Source organism: Curvibacter fontanus (assembly GCF_054780335.1).
The window spans coordinates 1-16,979 of record NZ_BAAGWN010000014.1 but is presented as its reverse complement, the minus strand read 5'-3'; the positions used below and the strand labels follow the sequence as shown (position 1 = coordinate 16,979).

General features: G+C 66.2%; 19 protein-coding genes. 14 read left to right on the top strand and 5 right to left on the bottom strand.

Annotated features, from left to right (window positions below; genetic code table 11):
* Positions 1 to 36 precede the first annotated feature (36 nt).
* Positions 37 to 1,338, bottom strand: coding sequence for an exodeoxyribonuclease VII large subunit (xseA, locus tag ACYVH8_RS10050; RefSeq protein WP_460488722.1), 1,302 nt, complete (start codon positions 1,336 to 1,338; stop codon positions 37 to 39).
* 330 nt (positions 1,339 to 1,668) lie between these two features.
* Here xseA and ACYVH8_RS10045 point away from each other — a divergent pair, with 330 nt between their 5' ends.
* The 6 genes from ACYVH8_RS10045 (at position 1,669) to adk (ending at position 5,547) form a co-directional block, all read left to right on the top strand.
* Positions 1,669 to 2,304: a MotA/TolQ/ExbB proton channel family protein gene (locus ACYVH8_RS10045; RefSeq protein WP_460488721.1), complete on the top strand. Its 636-nt coding sequence runs from the start codon at positions 1,669 to 1,671 to the stop codon at positions 2,302 to 2,304.
* Positions 2,301 to 2,735 carry an ExbD/TolR family protein gene (locus ACYVH8_RS10040; protein ID WP_460488720.1) on the top strand — a complete coding sequence of 145 codons (435 nt, stop codon included), beginning with the start codon at positions 2,301 to 2,303 and terminating at the stop codon, positions 2,733 to 2,735. The genes ACYVH8_RS10045 and ACYVH8_RS10040 overlap by 4 nt, the downstream gene beginning before the upstream one ends.
* Positions 2,736 to 2,740: 5 nt before the next feature.
* Positions 2,741 to 3,772, top strand: a complete 1,032-nt coding sequence (lpxK, locus tag ACYVH8_RS10035; RefSeq protein ID WP_460488719.1) for a tetraacyldisaccharide 4'-kinase — start codon at positions 2,741 to 2,743, stop codon at positions 3,770 to 3,772.
* The gene (locus ACYVH8_RS10030; protein ID WP_460488718.1) at positions 3,753 to 3,935 is read left to right on the top strand and encodes a Trm112 family protein; all 183 of its coding nucleotides are present in this window, start codon (positions 3,753 to 3,755) and stop codon (positions 3,933 to 3,935) included. The genes lpxK and ACYVH8_RS10030 overlap by 20 nt, the downstream gene beginning before the upstream one ends.
* A gap of 4 nt (positions 3,936 to 3,939) precedes the next feature.
* Positions 3,940 to 4,731, top strand: coding sequence for a 3-deoxy-manno-octulosonate cytidylyltransferase (gene kdsB / locus ACYVH8_RS10025; protein ID WP_460488717.1), 792 nt, complete (start codon positions 3,940 to 3,942; stop codon positions 4,729 to 4,731).
* Between the two features lie 159 nt (positions 4,732 to 4,890).
* Complete coding sequence (gene adk / locus ACYVH8_RS10020; RefSeq protein WP_460488716.1) at positions 4,891 to 5,547, top strand: adenylate kinase; 657 nt, start codon at positions 4,891 to 4,893, stop codon at positions 5,545 to 5,547.
* A 62-nt stretch (positions 5,548 to 5,609) separates the two neighbouring features.
* Here the strand turns inward: adk and ACYVH8_RS10015 are convergent, their stop codons facing one another.
* From ACYVH8_RS10015 to ACYVH8_RS10005, 3 genes are all read right to left on the bottom strand, one after another.
* Positions 5,610 to 6,680, bottom strand: a complete 1,071-nt coding sequence (locus ACYVH8_RS10015; protein WP_460488715.1) for a GGDEF domain-containing protein — start codon at positions 6,678 to 6,680, stop codon at positions 5,610 to 5,612.
* A 132-nt stretch (positions 6,681 to 6,812) separates the two neighbouring features.
* Positions 6,813 to 7,229 carry a DUF6152 family protein gene (locus tag ACYVH8_RS10010; protein ID WP_460488714.1) on the bottom strand — a complete coding sequence of 139 codons (417 nt, stop codon included), beginning with the start codon at positions 7,227 to 7,229 and terminating at the stop codon, positions 6,813 to 6,815.
* Positions 7,230 to 7,245: 16 nt separating this feature from the next.
* A complete protein-coding gene (locus ACYVH8_RS10005) occupies positions 7,246 to 8,190 on the bottom strand; it encodes an asparaginase (RefSeq protein ID WP_460488713.1) in 945 nt (314 codons plus the stop codon).
* Between the two features lie 106 nt (positions 8,191 to 8,296).
* Here ACYVH8_RS10005 and lexA point away from each other — a divergent pair, with 106 nt between their 5' ends.
* The 3 genes from lexA (at position 8,297) to ACYVH8_RS09990 (ending at position 10,365) form a co-directional block, all read left to right on the top strand.
* Positions 8,297 to 8,980 carry a transcriptional repressor LexA gene (gene lexA, locus ACYVH8_RS10000; protein ID WP_460488712.1) on the top strand — a complete coding sequence of 228 codons (684 nt, stop codon included), beginning with the start codon at positions 8,297 to 8,299 and terminating at the stop codon, positions 8,978 to 8,980.
* 27 nt (positions 8,981 to 9,007) lie between these two features.
* The gene (locus ACYVH8_RS09995) at positions 9,008 to 9,286 is read left to right on the top strand and encodes a hypothetical protein (protein ID WP_460488711.1); all 279 of its coding nucleotides are present in this window, start codon (positions 9,008 to 9,010) and stop codon (positions 9,284 to 9,286) included.
* Positions 9,287 to 9,357: 71 nt separating this feature from the next.
* Complete coding sequence (locus ACYVH8_RS09990; protein WP_460488710.1) at positions 9,358 to 10,365, top strand: D-2-hydroxyacid dehydrogenase family protein; 1,008 nt, start codon at positions 9,358 to 9,360, stop codon at positions 10,363 to 10,365.
* 1 nt (position 10,366) lies between these two features.
* Here the strand turns inward: ACYVH8_RS09990 and ACYVH8_RS09985 are convergent, their stop codons facing one another.
* Positions 10,367 to 11,029, bottom strand: a complete 663-nt coding sequence (locus ACYVH8_RS09985; RefSeq protein WP_460488709.1) for a glutathione S-transferase — start codon at positions 11,027 to 11,029, stop codon at positions 10,367 to 10,369.
* A 117-nt stretch (positions 11,030 to 11,146) separates the two neighbouring features.
* Here ACYVH8_RS09985 and ACYVH8_RS09980 point away from each other — a divergent pair, with 117 nt between their 5' ends.
* The 5 genes from ACYVH8_RS09980 to ACYVH8_RS09960 all read left to right on the top strand — a co-directional run bounded on the left by ACYVH8_RS09980 (position 11,147) and on the right by ACYVH8_RS09960 (position 16,803).
* Complete coding sequence (locus ACYVH8_RS09980) at positions 11,147 to 12,667, top strand: 3-hydroxyacyl-CoA dehydrogenase (RefSeq protein WP_460488708.1); 1,521 nt, start codon at positions 11,147 to 11,149, stop codon at positions 12,665 to 12,667.
* Between the two features lie 83 nt (positions 12,668 to 12,750).
* Entirely contained in the window at positions 12,751 to 13,530 is a 780-nt protein-coding gene (locus ACYVH8_RS09975) for an oxepin-CoA hydrolase, alternative type (RefSeq protein ID WP_460488707.1), read from the top strand.
* Positions 13,531 to 13,644: 114 nt separating this feature from the next.
* On the top strand, positions 13,645 to 14,364 hold the full coding sequence (locus tag ACYVH8_RS09970) for a Crp/Fnr family transcriptional regulator (RefSeq protein ID WP_460488706.1): 720 nt from the start codon (positions 13,645 to 13,647) through the stop codon (positions 14,362 to 14,364).
* A 22-nt stretch (positions 14,365 to 14,386) separates the two neighbouring features.
* Positions 14,387 to 15,493, top strand: coding sequence for a phosphotransferase (locus tag ACYVH8_RS09965; RefSeq protein ID WP_460488705.1), 1,107 nt, complete (start codon positions 14,387 to 14,389; stop codon positions 15,491 to 15,493).
* 35 nt (positions 15,494 to 15,528) lie between these two features.
* Positions 15,529 to 16,803, top strand: a complete 1,275-nt coding sequence (locus ACYVH8_RS09960) for an acyl-CoA dehydrogenase family protein (RefSeq protein ID WP_460488704.1) — start codon at positions 15,529 to 15,531, stop codon at positions 16,801 to 16,803.
* The last annotated feature ends 176 nt before the right edge of the window (positions 16,804 to 16,979 follow it).

Sequence of the window (16,979 nt, the reverse complement as noted above, 5' to 3'; positions counted from 1 at the left end):
GCTTGATGCGGCCCTTTTTCCTCGGGATGGCCCGGCCTATTCCTTTTCCTGCACGGCCGTGACGCTCACATCCGCCCGGCCCTGGGCGAAGTGCAGATGCAGGGCCTGCCCCGGCGCCAGCTCCCGCGCGCGGGTCACCGCCTCATGGCGTTCATTGCTGACCCAGGCATAACCGCGTTGCAGCACCAGGGACGGGTCCAGCAGTTGCAGGCGCAGGCTGGCGCGCTCCAGTTGCAGTTGCTGGGTCTGCAGCCCGCGCTGCACGGACTGCGGCCAGGCCTTGCGCCATTGTTGCAGCTCGCGCTGACGCTGACTCAGAACATGGGTGGTCGCGTAACGCAGACGCTGGGCCTGGGCCGAAAGTGACTGCTGCTGACGGGCCACCAGGCCCGAGGGCCGGCCCAGCCGGCTGGCGGCCAGATCCAGGCGCTGGCTCTGGCGGTCCAGCAGCCGCTGCAGCGTCTCCTGCAGGCGTCCCAGCAACTGGTCCAGGGCTCCCAGCCCGACGCTGCGAGCCTCGGCCACCAGCTCGGCTGCCGCCGTGGGTGTGGGGGACCGCAGGTCGGCGACGAAATCGGCAATTGTGAAATCGGTTTCGTGGCCCACGCCGCTGACCACCGGCACCGGGCTTTGCGCCAGGGTACGGGCCAGCCGCTCGTCGTTGAAGGCCCAGAGGTCTTCCATGGAGCCGCCGCCACGCACCAGCAGGATGACGTCCAGCGCAGGGCTACCCTGCTCCGCCAGACCATAAAGCTGCTGCAGCGCCGCCACCAGTTCGGCCGGCGCTGCCGCGCCCTGCACCGATGCGGGCGCCAGGAAAACCGGGATGTGCGGCACGCGCCGTTGCAGGGCCGTGACCACGTCGTGCAGGGCAGCCGCACCCAGCGAGGTCACCAGGCCGATGCCGCGCGGCCTGGCGGGCAGTTCCCGCTTGCGCGCCGCGTCGAACAGGCCCTCGGCTTCCAGCCTGGCCTTGAGCTTGAGGAACTGCTCGAACAGCGCCCCCTGGCCGGCGCGGGACATGGACTCCACGATGAGCTGCAGATCGCCGCGCGGTTCATAGACACCCAAACGACCGCGCACTTCCACCAGTTCGCCGTCGCGCGGCGCGAAGTCCAGCAGACCGGCTGTGCGACGGAACATGGCACAGCGAATCTGGCCACTTTCGTCCTTCAGCCCAAAGTAACAATGCCCGCTGGGAGCCCGGTTGAAGCCCGAAATCTCGCCGCGCACCGCGACCGGATTGAAGCGTGACTCCAGGGCATCAGCAATGGCGCGGCACAGCGCGCCAACCTGCCAGATGCGCGGCGTGCCAACTGGGTTTTCGAATTCAGACATGAGCAAACATGCGGCTCGCGCCGGGGTGGCTGCGTCGGACTACTCCACAAGAGGTGGACGGCTGACAGGACAGGGCGGCACTCGCCTCCAAGCCTGATTTTTCCGTGCAAGTCATTGATTTCATTGGATTTTTATCTGCCTTTTTTGTCATCGTTCTGTCGCAAACACGCATGAACAGGCGCTTCGGAACAGCTACCCAACACTTCTGCACAAAGTTATCCACACGAACTGTGGGCTACCTGCCTGCCTGTGCCCCGTGCCGGCCGCGCAGCGGGGTAGGCGCATCCGCCTCGGTCATAATCGCAACGCACTTTCGCGTGGAGGATCCCTTTGTTTTCCATCATACAAGCCGCTGGTTGGCCGATCTGGCCCCTGATCATCTGTTCCATCCTGGGGCTGGCCCTGATCATCGAACGCTTCCTGAGCCTCAAGACCGCCAAGGTCGCGCCCCCCCAACTGCTGGACGAAGTGCTCAAGGCCTCCAGCGCTGCGCTGCCCGCACCCGAAGTCATCGCCCAACTCGAGAAGAACTCGGCCCTGGGTGAGGTGCTGGCCAGCGGCCTGCAGGCCCTGCAGGCCAAGCCCAGCAGCAGCGACGAGGAATTGCGCAACGCACTGGAAAGCAGCGGCCGTGTCGTGACCCACCGCCTGGAGCGCTACCTCAGCGCCCTGGCCACCATCGCCTCGGTGGCCCCGCTCATGGGCCTGTTCGGCACCGTGATCGGCATGATCGAGATCTTCGGCTCTCAGGCCCCTGCCGGAGGTGCCACCGGGGGCAACCCGGCCCAGCTGGCCCACGGCATCTCGATCGCCCTGTACAACACGGCTTTTGGCCTGATCATCGCCATCCCGGCCCTGATCTTCTGGCGCTACTTCCGCGCGCGCGTCGATGAGTACCTGCTGATCCTGGAACAGGCCGGCGAGCGCCTGCTGCAACACCTGGCCACGCTGCGCGCACCCTCATGAAGCTGCATTTCCGCCGCCCCAGCCGCGAGGAACCGGAGATCAATCTGATCCCCTTCATCGACGTGCTGCTGGTGATCCTGATCTTCCTGATGCTATCCACGACCTACAGCAAGTTCACCGAAATGCAGCTGCGCCTGCCGGTGGCTGACACCGACGCCCAACGCGACTACCCCAAGGAAGTCATCGTGGCGGTCAGCAGCGAAGGCAACTACGCGGTGAACCGCGCGGCCGTCGAAGGCCGCAGCGTGGAAGCCGTGGTCGCCGCCCTGCTGCAGGCTGCCAAGGCCGGCAAGGACACCGTGGTCATCATCAGCGCCGACGCCAGCGCGCGCCACCAGTCCGTCGTCACGGTGATGGAGGCGGCGCGGCGCGCCGGCCTGACGCAGATCACCTTTGCCACCCAGTCCTCGGCGCAGGCAGGCGGTCGCTAAAGGCCATGGCCAGCCCCTCCCAGCCGCCCTGGCAACGCACCCTCATCGACAGCTGGCAGCGGCGCGGCCCGCTGTCTTGGGCGCTGTGGCCGCTGTCCCTGCTCATGGGCCTGCTGGTGCGCCTGCGCCAGGGCCTCTACCTCAGCGGCTTTCTGCGCCGGAACCTGCTGCCGGTGCCCGTCATCATTGTCGGCAACGTCGTGGTGGGCGGTGCGGGCAAGACACCTGTGGTGATGGCTCTGGTCAGACACCTGCAGTCGCGCGGCCTGCACCCAGGCGTGATTTCGCGTGGTTACGGTCGCCGTACCCATGACTGCCGCGAAGTGCGCGCCGACAGTCCCGTGCACGATGTGGGGGACGAGCCAGCGCTGATCCACCGCAACACCGGCGTGCCGGTCTTCGTGGCGACACGCCGCATCGAAGCCGCGCGCGCCCTCCTGCAAGCCTACCCACAGACCGACCTGCTGCTCAGTGACGACGGCCTGCAGCACTACGCCCTGGCGCGCGACATCGAGATCTGCGTCTTCGACGACCGCGGCGTCGGCAATGGTTTTCTGCTGCCGGCCGGCCCGCTGCGCGAGCCCTGGCCGCGTTATGTGGACCTGGTGCTGCACACCGGCAGCCGGCCAGCTTTTACCGGCTACAACGCGCGGCGCGCCCTGGCCGCACAGGCGGTGCGCAGTGATGGCAGCCGCGTGGACCTGGTGGCCCTGGCGCAGGACGGTCGCCCCCTGCTGGCCGTCGCCGGCACAGCCCGGCCCCAGGCATTCTTCGACATGCTGCAGGCCCTGGGTCTGCCGCTGTCGCTCACCGTGGCCCGCCCCGACCACGACGACTACGCCGGCTGGCAACGCCCGCTCGACCGGGATTACACCCTGCTGTGCACGGAGAAGGACGCCCTCAAGCTCTGGGCTCACCACCCCGATGCGCTGGCAGTGCCACTGAACTTCGCGCCCGAGCCGGCTTTTTACGCGGCGCTGGACCGTCTGCTCGAAGCGACACAGCTATCATCGACCCATGGACACCCGACTCCTTGAACTGCTGGTCTGCCCCGTGACCAAGGGCCCGCTCCAATACGACCGCGAGAAGCAGGAACTGAGCTCGCGCAGCGCGCGCCTGGCCTACCCGATCCGCGACGGCATCCCGGTGCTGCTGGAAAACGAGGCGCGCACGCTAAGCGACGAAGAACTCGGACTCTGAAGCCATGTCCTTCACCGTCCTGATCCCGGCACGGCTGGCCTCGACCCGTCTGCCCAACAAACCCCTGGCCGACATCGCCGGCCTGCCCATGATCGTGCGCGTGGCCCAGCGTGTCAGCAGCGGCATGCCGGCAGGCACGCGCGTGGTGGTCGCGGGCGACAGCCCCGACATCCTGCAGGCCTGCGCGCGACATGGCGTCGAAGCCGTGCTCACGCGCGTCGACCATCCCAGCGGCAGCGACCGCCTGGCCGAGGCCTGTGACCTGCTGGGCTTGCCCGACGACGCCCTGGTCGTGAATGTGCAGGGCGACGAACCCCTGATCGACCCCGCACTGGTCTCGGCCGTGGCCGAACTGCTGCGCCAGCGCCCCGAGACCAGCATGAGCACGGCCGCCCACCCCATCCATGAGGTGGCTGATTTCGTGAACCCCAACGTGGTCAAGGTGGTGCTCGATGCACGCGACCTGGCCCTGTACTTCAGCCGTGCACCCATCCCGCACTGGCGGGATCAGCCCAAGTCCACCGGGGGGCGTGCCGACGGCTTCACCCAGGGCGTGACGTCCCGGCCCGATCCGGCACCGCTGCGTCACATCGGCATCTATGGCTACCGTGCGGGTTTCCTGCGCCAGTTCCCCAAGTTGCCGCAGGCCCCGATCGAGGTGAGCGAGGCCCTGGAGCAACTGCGCGCCATGTGGCACGGCCACCGCATCGTCGTGCACGTGACGCCGCAGGCCCCGGGCGCCGGCGTGGACACCCCCGAGGACCTGGTGCGCGTACGCCGGCTGTTTGCCGCCTGAAACAATCCGAGGATCGCTGGTCCGGGATGAAAACGGTCCCACGGAATCTGTAAGTTTCATTCAGGTTCCGGCATGCTATCCTCGCCTCAGTCATGCAGCTGACATGCACCGCCATGGTGCTGTCGCTGGCTAAGAACAGCAAAACATCCGAGGGTATCCATGAGACTGATCCTGTTGGGCGCACCTGGCGCCGGCAAGGGCACGCAAGCCGCCTTTATCTGCCAGAAATACGGCATCCCGCAAATCTCCACCGGCGACATGTTGCGCGCCGCCGTGAAAGCCGGCACCCCGCTGGGCCTGAAAGCCAAGGCCGTGATGGAGTCGGGCGCCCTGGTCAGTGACGATCTGATCATCAACCTGGTCAAGGAACGCATTGCCCAGCCGGACTGCGCCAAGGGCTTTCTGTTCGACGGATTCCCGCGCACCATCCCCCAGGCCGACGCCATGAAGGCGGCCGGCGTGAAGCTGGACTACGTGCTGGAAATCGACGTGCCTTTCGAAGCCATCATCGAGCGCATGAGCGGTCGGCGTTCGCATCCGGCCTCGGGCCGCACCTACCATGTCAAGTTCAATCCGCCCAAGGTGGCCGGCAAGGACGACGTGACCGGCGAAGCGCTGGTGCAGCGTGACGACGACAAGGAAGAGACCGTCAAAAAACGCCTGGACGTCTACAGCGCCCAGACCCGCCCGCTGGTGGACTACTACAGCAGCTGGGCCCAGCAGGAACCGGCCGCCGCCCCCAGGTACCGCGCCATCAGCGGCATGGGCAGCGTGGAGGACATCACCGCGCGTGCGCTGCAGGCCCTGTCCAGCTGAACCCGTTCCCAGACTAGGCACAAAGGCCGCAGATGCGGCCTTTTTCAGTCTGCGGCCGTATCTCAGAACAGCTCGACGCCGCCGTCACGCACATCCTCGCGCAACAGGCCCTGCTGCACGAGGTCGTCGTAGCTGCACACCCGGTTACGGCCATGGCGCTTGGCGTAATACACCGCCTGGTCAGCCCGGTTGCAGACCACGTCCGGCGCGTCTGAGGCTCCGATGCTGCTCAGCCCCACGCTCGCCGTGATGTTCCCGACCTGTGGAAACCGGTACTGCTCCATCTTCCGCCTGAAGCGCTCGACCGTGAGCAGGGCGGCCGCATGGTCCGGACAACGCAGCAGAACGACGAACTCCTCGCCGCCAAAGCGGTAGACGCGGTCATAGCCGCGAAAGGTGGTCTTGAGGATGCGCCCCACCAGAATGAGCACCTCGTCGCCGATCTGATGGCCGAATTGATCGTTGACCTGTTTGAAATGGTCCACATCGATCATGGCCAGCCAGAACTGCTCACCAAGCCTGACCCGCCGGCGCTGGAGATGAGCGTCCGACTGAGCCCCCGCGTCTACTACGGCATCGGCCGCCTGATCCTCCCGCAGGGACCGGTAGAAGGTCTCCTCAAAGGACTTGCGGTTGAGCAAGCCGGTCAGCGCATCGCGTTCGCTGTACATGAACATGCTGTGCATGTTGCGGTAGATCCGCAGCACCCGCTCGATGCTGGCCAGCGCCAGGGGATCGAGTCGCGCGATCGAGCGGATCTCGATCGCCCCCGTCTCCCCCATGTCATGACCAGCGAACAGCGGCAGGCAGGTGAGGCAGTCTCCGTCCAGGCCCTCGGCCTGTTCAACGACCGGCAGGTTGACCTCCAGGCAGCGCTGGCGCGGCGTGTCGTTTTCGATTCGCTCCAACAGCCGGAAATCGGCATGCATGGGATCGTTGACCTCCACCGCGTTCCCGCGCCGCAGCACGATCTGGGGCAGCCACCGCTGATCATTGGCGTCGTGCATGACCATGTACAGGGTCATGCTGACCGGTTCGAGCAGTTCCGTCAGCACACGCACCAGCGCCCTATCGAGCGCCACACGATCACGTTGATCGGTCAGGGTAGCGATTTGGTCGATCAGGTGGAACATGCCGGCAACCGTAGTACATTTCTATTGTGGCAAGAAAGCGCTTCGCTGCGCATGGTCACGGATCATAATCTGCGACTGTATTCACCCCGACTCGCCATGCCGGCAGCTGCGGGCCGCGCTGATCGTGCCGGTTCAGGCCGGACTGGAGCGCAGGCCGTAGACGCGGCGTCCCACGAACAGGTACTCGGCGCGCAGGATGGCCTCGCCCTTTTCTTCGTGGAAGGTGAAGCCCAGCACGCCCATGGCGTCGCCCACCTTGAGCGGGGTCACGTTCCAGGCCTGCATGCGGGTGAGCGGCGCCAGTTCGATTTCCCAGCGACTGTCCTTGCGACGCGGCAGCTGGGCCCGGGCCAGCAGGGCCTTGCCATCGACCGGTGCGGTCTGCGCCAGATCGGACGGCAGCGTCAAGGGGGACTGCAGCTCCAGCACCAACTCGGCATGCGGGTTCTGCCAGCGCACGAGGTTGCCGATCAGCAACGCAATGCCGCTGAGGTACATGACTTCGAGGGCCGGGTAGGCCCAGGCACTGGAGAGCAAGGCGCTGAACATGACGCGGGGCCGCCTCTCAGCGCAGGAGTTCGAGCATCAGCGCCAGTCGCGCCTTGACAGGGCTCAGGCCCGCCGCCACGGGGAATTCGTCGCCAGGCCGGGGCTGCAGAAAGCCATCGGCACAGCGCGTGCTGCGCAGCACGCGCACGCCGGCCGCCTGCGCACGCCGCAGGGCGGCCACCAGTTTGTGATGCACGGAGCCGCCACCGGTGCCGGCCAGCACCAGACCGCGCACCGGCGGAGCCCCATGGCGGACGGCGACGGCCGGATCCGCCAGCGCGTCCACCGTGGCGCCGCAGGCCGCGGCATGGCTGAGCAGGATCTCGACGCGGGGCAGCGCAGGGGCCGCCAGCAGTGCGTCCAGCAGCGCCGTCTGGGACGCATTCGGTGCAGGCCAGTCACGCTGGCGGTCAACGCGCCCCTGGTGCACGCGCCCGATGTCACCGGCCTCGCCCGAGCTGAAGGCATCGAGCCGCGAGCTGTGCACCTTCTGCACGTCCTGTGCACCGAGGACGCGGCCGGCGCAGACCGCCAGCACGCCTTGCGCGTCCGCCGTGGCGGCCACCGTCAAGGCATCGCGCAGATTCTGCGGACCATCGGCGTCCGCTGCGTTGGCCGGCCGCATGGCGCAGGTCAGCACCACCGGCTTGCGCGGCGCCAGCAGGGTCTGCAGCAGAAAGGCCGTCTCCTCCAGCGTATCGGTGCCGTGGGTGATGACCAGGCCCCGCACGTCGGCCTGGGCCAGCCAGTGGACGCAACGCCGCAGCAGTTGCTGCCAGACGACCAGGTCCATGTCCTTGCTGTCGATCTGGGCCACCTGCTCGCTCAGCAACTCATGACCCGCAGGTGCGGGCAAGCCGGCCAGCAAGTCGCCCACGGGCTTTTGCGCCGCCACGTAGTTGCGGCTGTCAGCCGCGTTGGCAGCCAGGCCGGCGATGGTGCCGCCCATCCCCAAAACCACTATTTTTCCGGACCCCACTTGCAATTCCTCAAAAACTGGTTAAAAATACAGTTACTGGATATCAAGACAGTGCCGTCTTGCCATCCAACCCACAGGAGTCATGACCATGGACCTGCCGCAGTACCCGATCAAGCTGACCGCCCGCCAGCAGCAGATTCTGGACCTGATCCAGAGCGCCATTGCGCGCACCGGCGCCCCGCCCACACGGGCCGAGATCGCCGCCGAACTGGGCTTCAAGTCGGCCAATGCGGCCGAGGAGCACCTGCAGGCTCTGGCACGCAAGGGCGTGATCGAACTGGTCAGCGGCACTTCGCGCGGCATCCGCCTGCAGGGCGAGGCGCTGCGCTCCATCAACGAATCGCGCATCAAGCAATTCTCCCTGCCCATGCCGGACCTGTCCCAGCTGGCCCTGCCCCTGATCGGGCGCGTCGCTGCCGGTTCGCCCATTCTCGCGCAGGAACATGTGGACCAGACCTACTACGTCGAGAGCTCGCTGTTCCAGCGCAAGCCCGACTACCTGCTCAAGGTGCGCGGCATGTCCATGCGCGACGCCGGCATCATGGACGGCGACCTGCTGGCCGTGCAGTCCACCAAGGACGCCAAGAACGGCCAGATCGTCGTCGCCCGCCTGGGTGACGAAGTCACGGTCAAACGCTTCCGCCGCAACAAGCACCTGATCGAACTGCTGCCCGAGAACCCCGACTACCAGACCATCGTGGTCGAACCGGGTGACCCCTTCGAGATCGAGGGCCTGGCCGTGGGCCTGATCCGCAACACCATGCTCATGTGAGCGCGCACCCCGCCTGAAAGGTCAACGATGAATTCCGCCTGGACCGCCAGCTACGCCCTCTGGTCCCCCCTGCACAAGCTGCTGCGCCGGCTGACCTCCCCCGCCGTCAGCAAGCCCGCGCTGCCCTGCAACAACGCAACGGCCGCCATCGTGCGCAACAGCCGCCCGGTGCAGCGCCCCTTGCGTGTGGTGCGTGTCATGGAAGCCGGCCAGCCGCGCTCGCAGGTCGGCCGTATGGTGATCTCCGGCCGCATGGCCGACGTCTGCGCCGAACTGGACCGCCTGGCTGCCTGCGAAGCTGCCTGAGCGCCATACCCCGGCCGCTTCCCGCGCCGCCCGGGTCCGGAAAGGCCCGGACCGCAGGGCACAATAGCGGCATGAACATCGTGATTCTGGACGACTACCAGGACGTCGTACGCAAGCTGGACTGCGCGGCCAAACTGGCCGACTATCCCCCCAAGATTTACACCAATACCGTCAAGGGCCTGGGCCAACTCTCGGTTCGTTTGCGTGATGCCGACGTGCTGGTGCTGATCCGGGAACGCACGCCCATCACCCGCCAGCTGGTCGACAAGCTGCCGCGCCTCAAGCTGATCGCCCAGACGGGTCGTGTCGGCAGCCACATCGACCTGACCGCCTGCACCGAGCGCGGCATCGCCGTGGCCGAAGGCACGGGTTCACCGGTGGCCCCGGCCGAACTGACCTGGGCCCTCATCATGGCGGCCATGCGTCGCCTGCCGCAGTACATCGGCAACCTCAAGCACGGTGCCTGGCAGCAATCCGGCCTGAAGTCGGCCGCCATGCCGCCCAACTTCGGTCTGGGCACGGTGCTGCGCGGCAAGACCCTGGGCATCTGGGGTTACGGCAAGATCGGCCAGTTGCTGGCCGGCTACGGTCGCGTCTTCGGCATGCGCGTGCTGATCTGGGGCCGTGAGCCCTCGCGCGAGAAAGCCTTGCAGGATGGCTACGAGGCCGCGGCCAGCCGCGAGGAATTCTTCCAGCAAAGCGATGTGCTCAGCCTGCACCTGCGCCTGAACGATGCCACGCGCGGCATCGTTCAGGCCGCCGATCTGGCGCAGATGAAACCCACCTCCCTGCTGGTCAACACCTCGCGCGCCGAACTGCTGGAGCCCGAGGCGCTGATTCTCGCGCTCAACCACGGCCGCCCCGGCATGGCAGCGATCGATGTGTTCGAGTCCGAGCCCATCCTGCAGGGCCACGCCCTGCTGCGCCTGGAAAACTGCATCTGCACGCCGCATATCGGTTATGTCGAGCAGGAAAGCTACGAACTTTATTTCGGCACGGCCTTCGACAACGTGGTGAATTTCATCAAGGGGCAGCCGAGCAACATCGCCAACCCGCAAGCGCTGAGGGTCCAGCGCTGAACTAGGGTTTTTTCACGCGCATCGCCAGCATCTGCTCGGTGCTGCTCTTGCGATCGGCATTGACCTTCTGCAGCGTGGGCCGCGCGCTCATCATCTTCAGGTACTCGCGGACCGGCAACTCCGCCAGCAGGTCCTCGCCATAGATGATCTTGCTGGCGCTCGACACCAGGGGCAGGTGCGCCACGGCCGCGCAATCGGCCAGCGTGAACTCAGGCCCTGCCACGAAGGGCGCGAACTTGGCCAGCTTGGCAAAACCATGCACACCGCGCTCCAGCAGCTTGCGGGTGCGCTCCTTCAGACTGTCGGACACCTTGCCACCGAAGAAGGCCTCGGGGTAGAGATTGCGCGCCACCAGTTCCAGGTGCAGTTCGCTGTAGAGGATGATTTCACGCACCTTGGCTGCGGCATAGGGATCGGCAGGCAGCAGCGGGTTTTGTGGGTAGACCGCCTCGATGTATTCGGCGCAGGCACTGGACTCGGAGATCGGGCCCTGCGGCGTGTCCAGAAAAGGCACCTTGCCCATGGGCGAACGCTCGACCAGCAGGCTGTCACCATGGCCGGTCCAGACCAGCTCCTCCACAAAGGGGATGTCCTTTTCCATCAGTTGCAACTTGACCTTGTTGTAATAGTTGCTGGCCGAAAATCCGCATAGCTTCAGGGTCATGGTGTCGCCTCAGTTTTTGTTGGGAGAGTTTGCCCCTCCAGTCTGGCAGAGGATAAGCGACGGGACAGTCCGGCAGGTGACTCCGAAGGAGCAAACGACCGGGCGATAATTCCAGCCATGAAACCCGTCTACGCACAGATCGCCGTCGTCGGCACCGGGGCCATGGGCCGTGGCATTGCCCAGATCGCCGCCCAGGCTGGCAGCACCGTCACCCTTTACGACAGTCAACCGGCGGCCATCGCCGCAGCGCAACAGGCCCTGGGCGAGCAGTGGGACAAGCTGGTGGAAAAAGGCCGTCTGGAAGCAACGGCCGCCACCGCCTGCAAAACACGCCTGCGAGCCGCCAGCGGCCTGAACGACCTGGCCAGCTGCGACCTGGTGGTGGAAGCCATCGTGGAACGTCTGGACGTGAAGGCTGCGCTCTTTGCCGAGCTCGAAGGCATTGTCGGCGCCAACGCCGTGCTGGCCAGCAACACCTCCTCGCTCTCCATCACCGCCATTGCCGCCAAGCTGAAGTCACCGCAGCGCGTGGCCGGTTACCACTTCTTCAACCCGGTGCCGGTGATGAAGGTGGTCGAGGTGATTGCCGGCCTCAAGACCGATCCGGCTGTCTGCTCAGCACTCTCGGAATACGCGCGCCAGATGGGCCATACACCCGTGACAGCGCAGGACACACCGGGCTTCATCGTCAACCATGCCGGCCGCGGATACGGCACCGAGGCGCTGCGTATCGCCAGCGAAGGCGTGGCCGACTACGCCACCATCGACCGCATCCTGCGCGACCAGGCCGGCTTCAAGCTCGGCCCCTTCGAACTGATGGACCTGACGGGCCTGGACGTCTCGCACCCGGTGATGGAATCGATCTACCACCAGTACTACGAGGAGCCGCGTTACCGTCCCAGCGTCATCACCGCGCAGCGCCAGGCCGGCGGTGTGCTGGGCCGCAAGAGTGGCGCAGGCTTCTACCGCTATGAGAAGAACGTGGCCCGGGTCGCGCCCGAGTTGCCGGCGCCGCAGGTGACCGAGATGCCGGCGGTCTGGGTTTCGCCGCGTGCAGCCCGTCGCGCCGAGCTGCTGCAACTGCTCAAGGACCTGGGCGCGAAGATCGAGACCGGCCAGTCGCCCTCGGGTACGGCGCTCACCATCGTTGCCCCGCTGGGCTTCGACGTGACCACGGTGGCTGTGGTGGAGCGCCTGGACCCCGCGCGCACCGTCGGCATCGACCTGCTGATCGAGGACGCCGCAACGAAACGTCGTGTGCTGGCCACCAACCCCGCCACACGCACCGACATGCGTGACGCCGCCCACGCCCTGTTCGCGCGCGACGGCAAAGCCGTGAGCGTGATCCGCGACAGCGGTGGTTTTGTCACGCAGCGTGTGGTGGCTAACATCGTCAATATCGCAGCCGACATCTGCCAGCAGCGCATCTGTTCACCCGCCGACCTGGAGACGGCCGTCGTCCTGGGCCTGGGCTACCCCATGGGCCCGCTGGCCATGGGCAACCGCTACGGCCCGACCAATGTGCTGGAAGTGCTGTTCAATCTGCAGACCGTCTACGGCGACCCGCGTTACCGCCCCAGCCCCTGGTTGCGCCGGCGCGGCGCCATCGGCCTGTCCCTGCTGCACGAGGAAGACTGACACTTCGTGCGACACTCCATCGACCGCCGGGCCGTTCCCAAGGCGATGACCGTAGCGCGTAGCGCGGAGGCTTTCGAATCCATATGAGCGCACAACTGCTGAGCACCAGCCAGGGCCGCACCATGGTGCTGACCCTTTCCAACCCGGGCCACCGCAATGCCCTGGGCCCCGAGATGTATGCCGCCGGCGTGGAAGCCTTGAGCGTCGCCGAGACCCATTCCGATGTGCGCAGCGTGCTCATCACCGGCGAAGGCGCCCTCTTCTGCGCCGGTGGTGATCTGCACCGCCTGCAGGCCAACCGCCAGCTCGATCCGGCCGTGCAGGCCGAGAGCATCGAAGGTCTGCACAACTGGATAGAGGCCATCCGCACCTTCCCCAAGCCCGTGATCGCTGCCGTGGAAGGCGCGGCGGCCGGCGCCGGTTTCTCGCTGGCCCTGGCCTGCGATTTCATCGTGGCCGCCAGCGACGCCGTGTTCGTGATGGCCTACAGCAATGTGGCCCTCTCGCCCGACGGCGGCGCCAGCTGGGGCCTGGCGCAGGCCCTGCCACGCCAGCTGGTCAGCGAACTGCTCATGGGCGGCGAGCGTATGTCGGCCCCACGCCTGCACGCGCTGGGCCTGGTGAACCGGGTCTGTGATCCGGGCCAGGCCATGAACGCAGCCCTGGCCCTGGCCGAGAACCTGAATGCACGCGCGCCCAATGTGCTGGCCAGCATCAAGGAGCTGCTCAACGAAGCGCCCCAGGCCAGTCTGACCCAGCAGCTGGCGCAGGAGCGCAAGCACTTTGTGCGCAATCTGCACCACCCGAACGCCGGCAGCGGCATCGCCTCCTTCCTGGCCAAGCAGAAGCCCAGCTACGAATAGGCCTGCCCGGCCCCTGCCCGTCTGCGGGCAGACACCCAGGTGACAACCCTCTGGCGTTCGGTCCATTCCTGGGGTGACAATCAGACACGATCACCGTCACCCAAACGACAGCCCATGGACGATCCCATTCTTACCATAGAGGAACGCACGGCCATCAATGCCGGGCGCTGGTTTTCCACCCTGTCACCCTCACTGCGACACGACATCCTGCGATATGCCTATGTACGACGCCACAAGGACGGCGATCTTCTCGCGGCACGGGGCGAACCGCCCGAAGAATGGATCGCCTGCGCCAAGGGGGCCGTGCGCGTGAGCTCCATCTCGATCTCGGGCAAGCAGGTCACGCTCACCTATGTGGAACCCGGCGTCTGGTTCGGCGACGTGGCCATCTTCGACGGCGACCGGCGCACGCACGACGCCTATGCCCATGGCGACACGACCACCCTGTGCGTGGCCAAGGCCGATTTCAAGAAGATCCTCGCCAGCCACGTCGAGCTCTACGAAGCCCTGCTGCGCCTGCACGCGCGCCGCATCCGCCAGCTCTACGGCCTGGTCGAAGACCTCAACACCCTGCCCCTGCGCGCGCGACTGGCCAAGCAGCTGCTGCACCTGCTGCGCAGCTACGGCGTCTCCTCGCTGAGCGACAGCCGCGAGATGCGCATCGGCCTGCAGCTCGCGCAGGAGGAACTGGCCCAGCTGCTGGGCGCCTCGCGCCAGCGCGTGAACCAGGAGCTCAAGGCCATGGAGCGCGAGGAAGTCATCCGCATCGAACCAGGCGGCCTGGTGGTGCGCAACCGCGATGCGCTGATGCACATCATCGAATCCGACCATTGAACACGGCCAACCGCCCCTACCCATGAGCGAACTCGAACAGCAATACGTCGGCACCCGCCCCGTCTCCGCCGCCCACGCCTTCGATGTGGCTGCCCTGCAGACCTGGTTGGGCCAAAACCTGCCGGATTTTGCCGGTCCGCTGACCGTGGAAGCCTTCAAGGGCGGCCAGTCCAACCCGACCTACAAGCTCATCACACCGGCACGCAGCTATGTGATGCGCGCCAAGCCCGGCCCGGTCGCCAAGCTGCTGCCCTCGGCCCACGCCATCGAACGCGAGTACGCGGTGATGCGCGGCCTGCACGGCACCGCGGTGCCGGTGCCGCAGATGTCCGTCCTGTGCGAGGACGAGGCCGTGATCGGCCGCGCCTTCTACATCATGGAGTTCATGCCCGGGCGCATCCTGTGGGAACAGTCGCTGCCCGACTTCGACCCGTCCGGCCGGCGCGCCCTCTACCTGGAGATGAGCCGGGTGATCAGTGCGCTGCACACCGTGAAATTCGCCGAACGTGGCCTGGCTGCCTACGGGAAGCCAGGCCACTACGTCGAACGCCAGATCGGCCGCTGGAGCAAGCAGTACCGCGCCTCGGCCGACGGTGCCGGCGCCCTGTCCCAGCCCATCCCGGAAATGGAAAAGCTGATCGACTGGCTGCCCGCCCACCTGCCCGCCAGCGCGCGCGATGAAAGTCTGGTCAGCATCGTGCACGGGGACTACCGGCTCGACAACCTGATGTTCCACGCCAGCGAGCCGCGCGTGATCGCCGTGCTGGACTGGGAGCTCTCCACCCTGGGCCATCCGCTGGCCGACTTTGCCTACCACTGCATGGCCTGGCACATCCCTCCGGGCGCCTTCCGCGGCATCGGCGGTCTGGACCTGGCGGCGCTGGGCATCCCGTCTGAGGAAGAGTACATCCGCCTCTACTGCGAGCGCACCGGCCTGGCCACACCCGCCACCTTGAAAGCCGACTGGAATTTCTACATGGCCTACAACATGTTCCGTATCGCCGCCATCCTGCAAGGCATTGCCAAGCGGGTCGAGAACGGCACGGCCTCCAGCGCCCAGGCGCAGAAATCCGCAGCCGGCGCACGCCCCATGGCCGCCATGGCCTGGCAGTTCGCCCAGCAGGCCTGAAACCCGACGAAACGCATCACCCCCAGGAGCTAAGCATGGACTTCGACTACTCGCCCAAAACCAAGGACTTCCAGGCCCGCCTGCTGAAGTTCATGGACGACCACATCTACCCCAATGAACAGGCCATGCACGAAGAGCTGGAGGCCAACACCGCCGCCGGCAAGCGCTGGACACCGCTGCAACTGATCGAAAAACTCAAGATCGAGGCCCAGAAGCAGGGCCTGTGGAACCTCTTCCTCCCGAAAGACAGCGCCGAGATCGCGGGGGTCCAGGCCGCCGGCCTGACCAATCAGGAATACGCACCCCTGGCCGAGATCATGGGCCGTGTGCACTGGGCCAGCGAAGTCTTCAACTGCTCGGCGCCCGACACCGGCAATATGGAGACCATCGCGCGCTACGGCACCGAGCAGCACCGCAAGGAATGGCTGCAGCCCCTGCTGGCCGGGAAGATCCGCTCGGCCTTTGCCATGACCGAACCCGACGTGGCCTCGAGTGATGCCACCAACATCGCCACCCGCATCGAGCGCCAGGGCGACGAGTACGTGATCAACGGCCGCAAGTGGTGGATTTCGGGCGCCGGCGATCCGCGCTGCGCGATCTACATCCTCATGGGCAAGACCGATCCGGAGGCGCCGCGCCATTCGCAGCAGAGCATGGTGATGGTGCCGGCCAACACGTCCGGCGTGTCGGTGATGCGCCCCCTGAGCGTGCTGGGCTATGACGACGCACCGCACGGTCATATGGAGATCGATTTCAAGAACGTGCGCGTGCCGGCCTCCAGCATCCTGCTCGGTGAAGGCCGCGGTTTCGAGATCGCCCAGGGCCGCCTGGGCCCGGGGCGCATTCACCATTGCATGCGTCTGATCGGCCAGGCCGAGCGCGCGCTGGAGTACATGTGCAAGCGCGCCTCCTCTCGCGTGGCCTTCGGCAAGCCGGTGGCGGCCCAGACGGTGACGCAGGAGCGCATCGCCGAGGCACGCTGCAAGATCGACATGGCGCGTCTGCTCACGCTCAAGGCCGCCTGGATGATGGACGTGGCCGGCAACAAGTTCGCCAAGAACGAGATCGCCATGATCAAGGTCGTGGCGCCCAGCATGGCCTGCCAGGTGATCGACTGGGCCATGCAGGTGCACGGCGGCGGCGGCATGTGCCAGGACTTCCCCCTGGCCTACAGCTATGCCCACGCCCGCACCCTGCGTTTTGCCGACGGCCCGGACGAGGTGCACCGCAACGCGATCGCCAAGCTGGAGCTGGGCAAGTACGCCCTCAACCCGAAGCCGGTGGAGATGCCCATCACACGTGGTTGCTGAAAAGCAAGCACAATCAAAGGGGCAGAAAGTTCTGCCCCTTTTTCATTTGTGTATAGACCGGGGACATGGGTAACGGGTGTGCCAGGACATGGGTAACGCTTTCAAGGGTTGCAAGCCCTTGGAGGAAGCCCATGGTCTGGATGGAGAAGAGCACCGTGTCCCTGCGTCAAGAATTC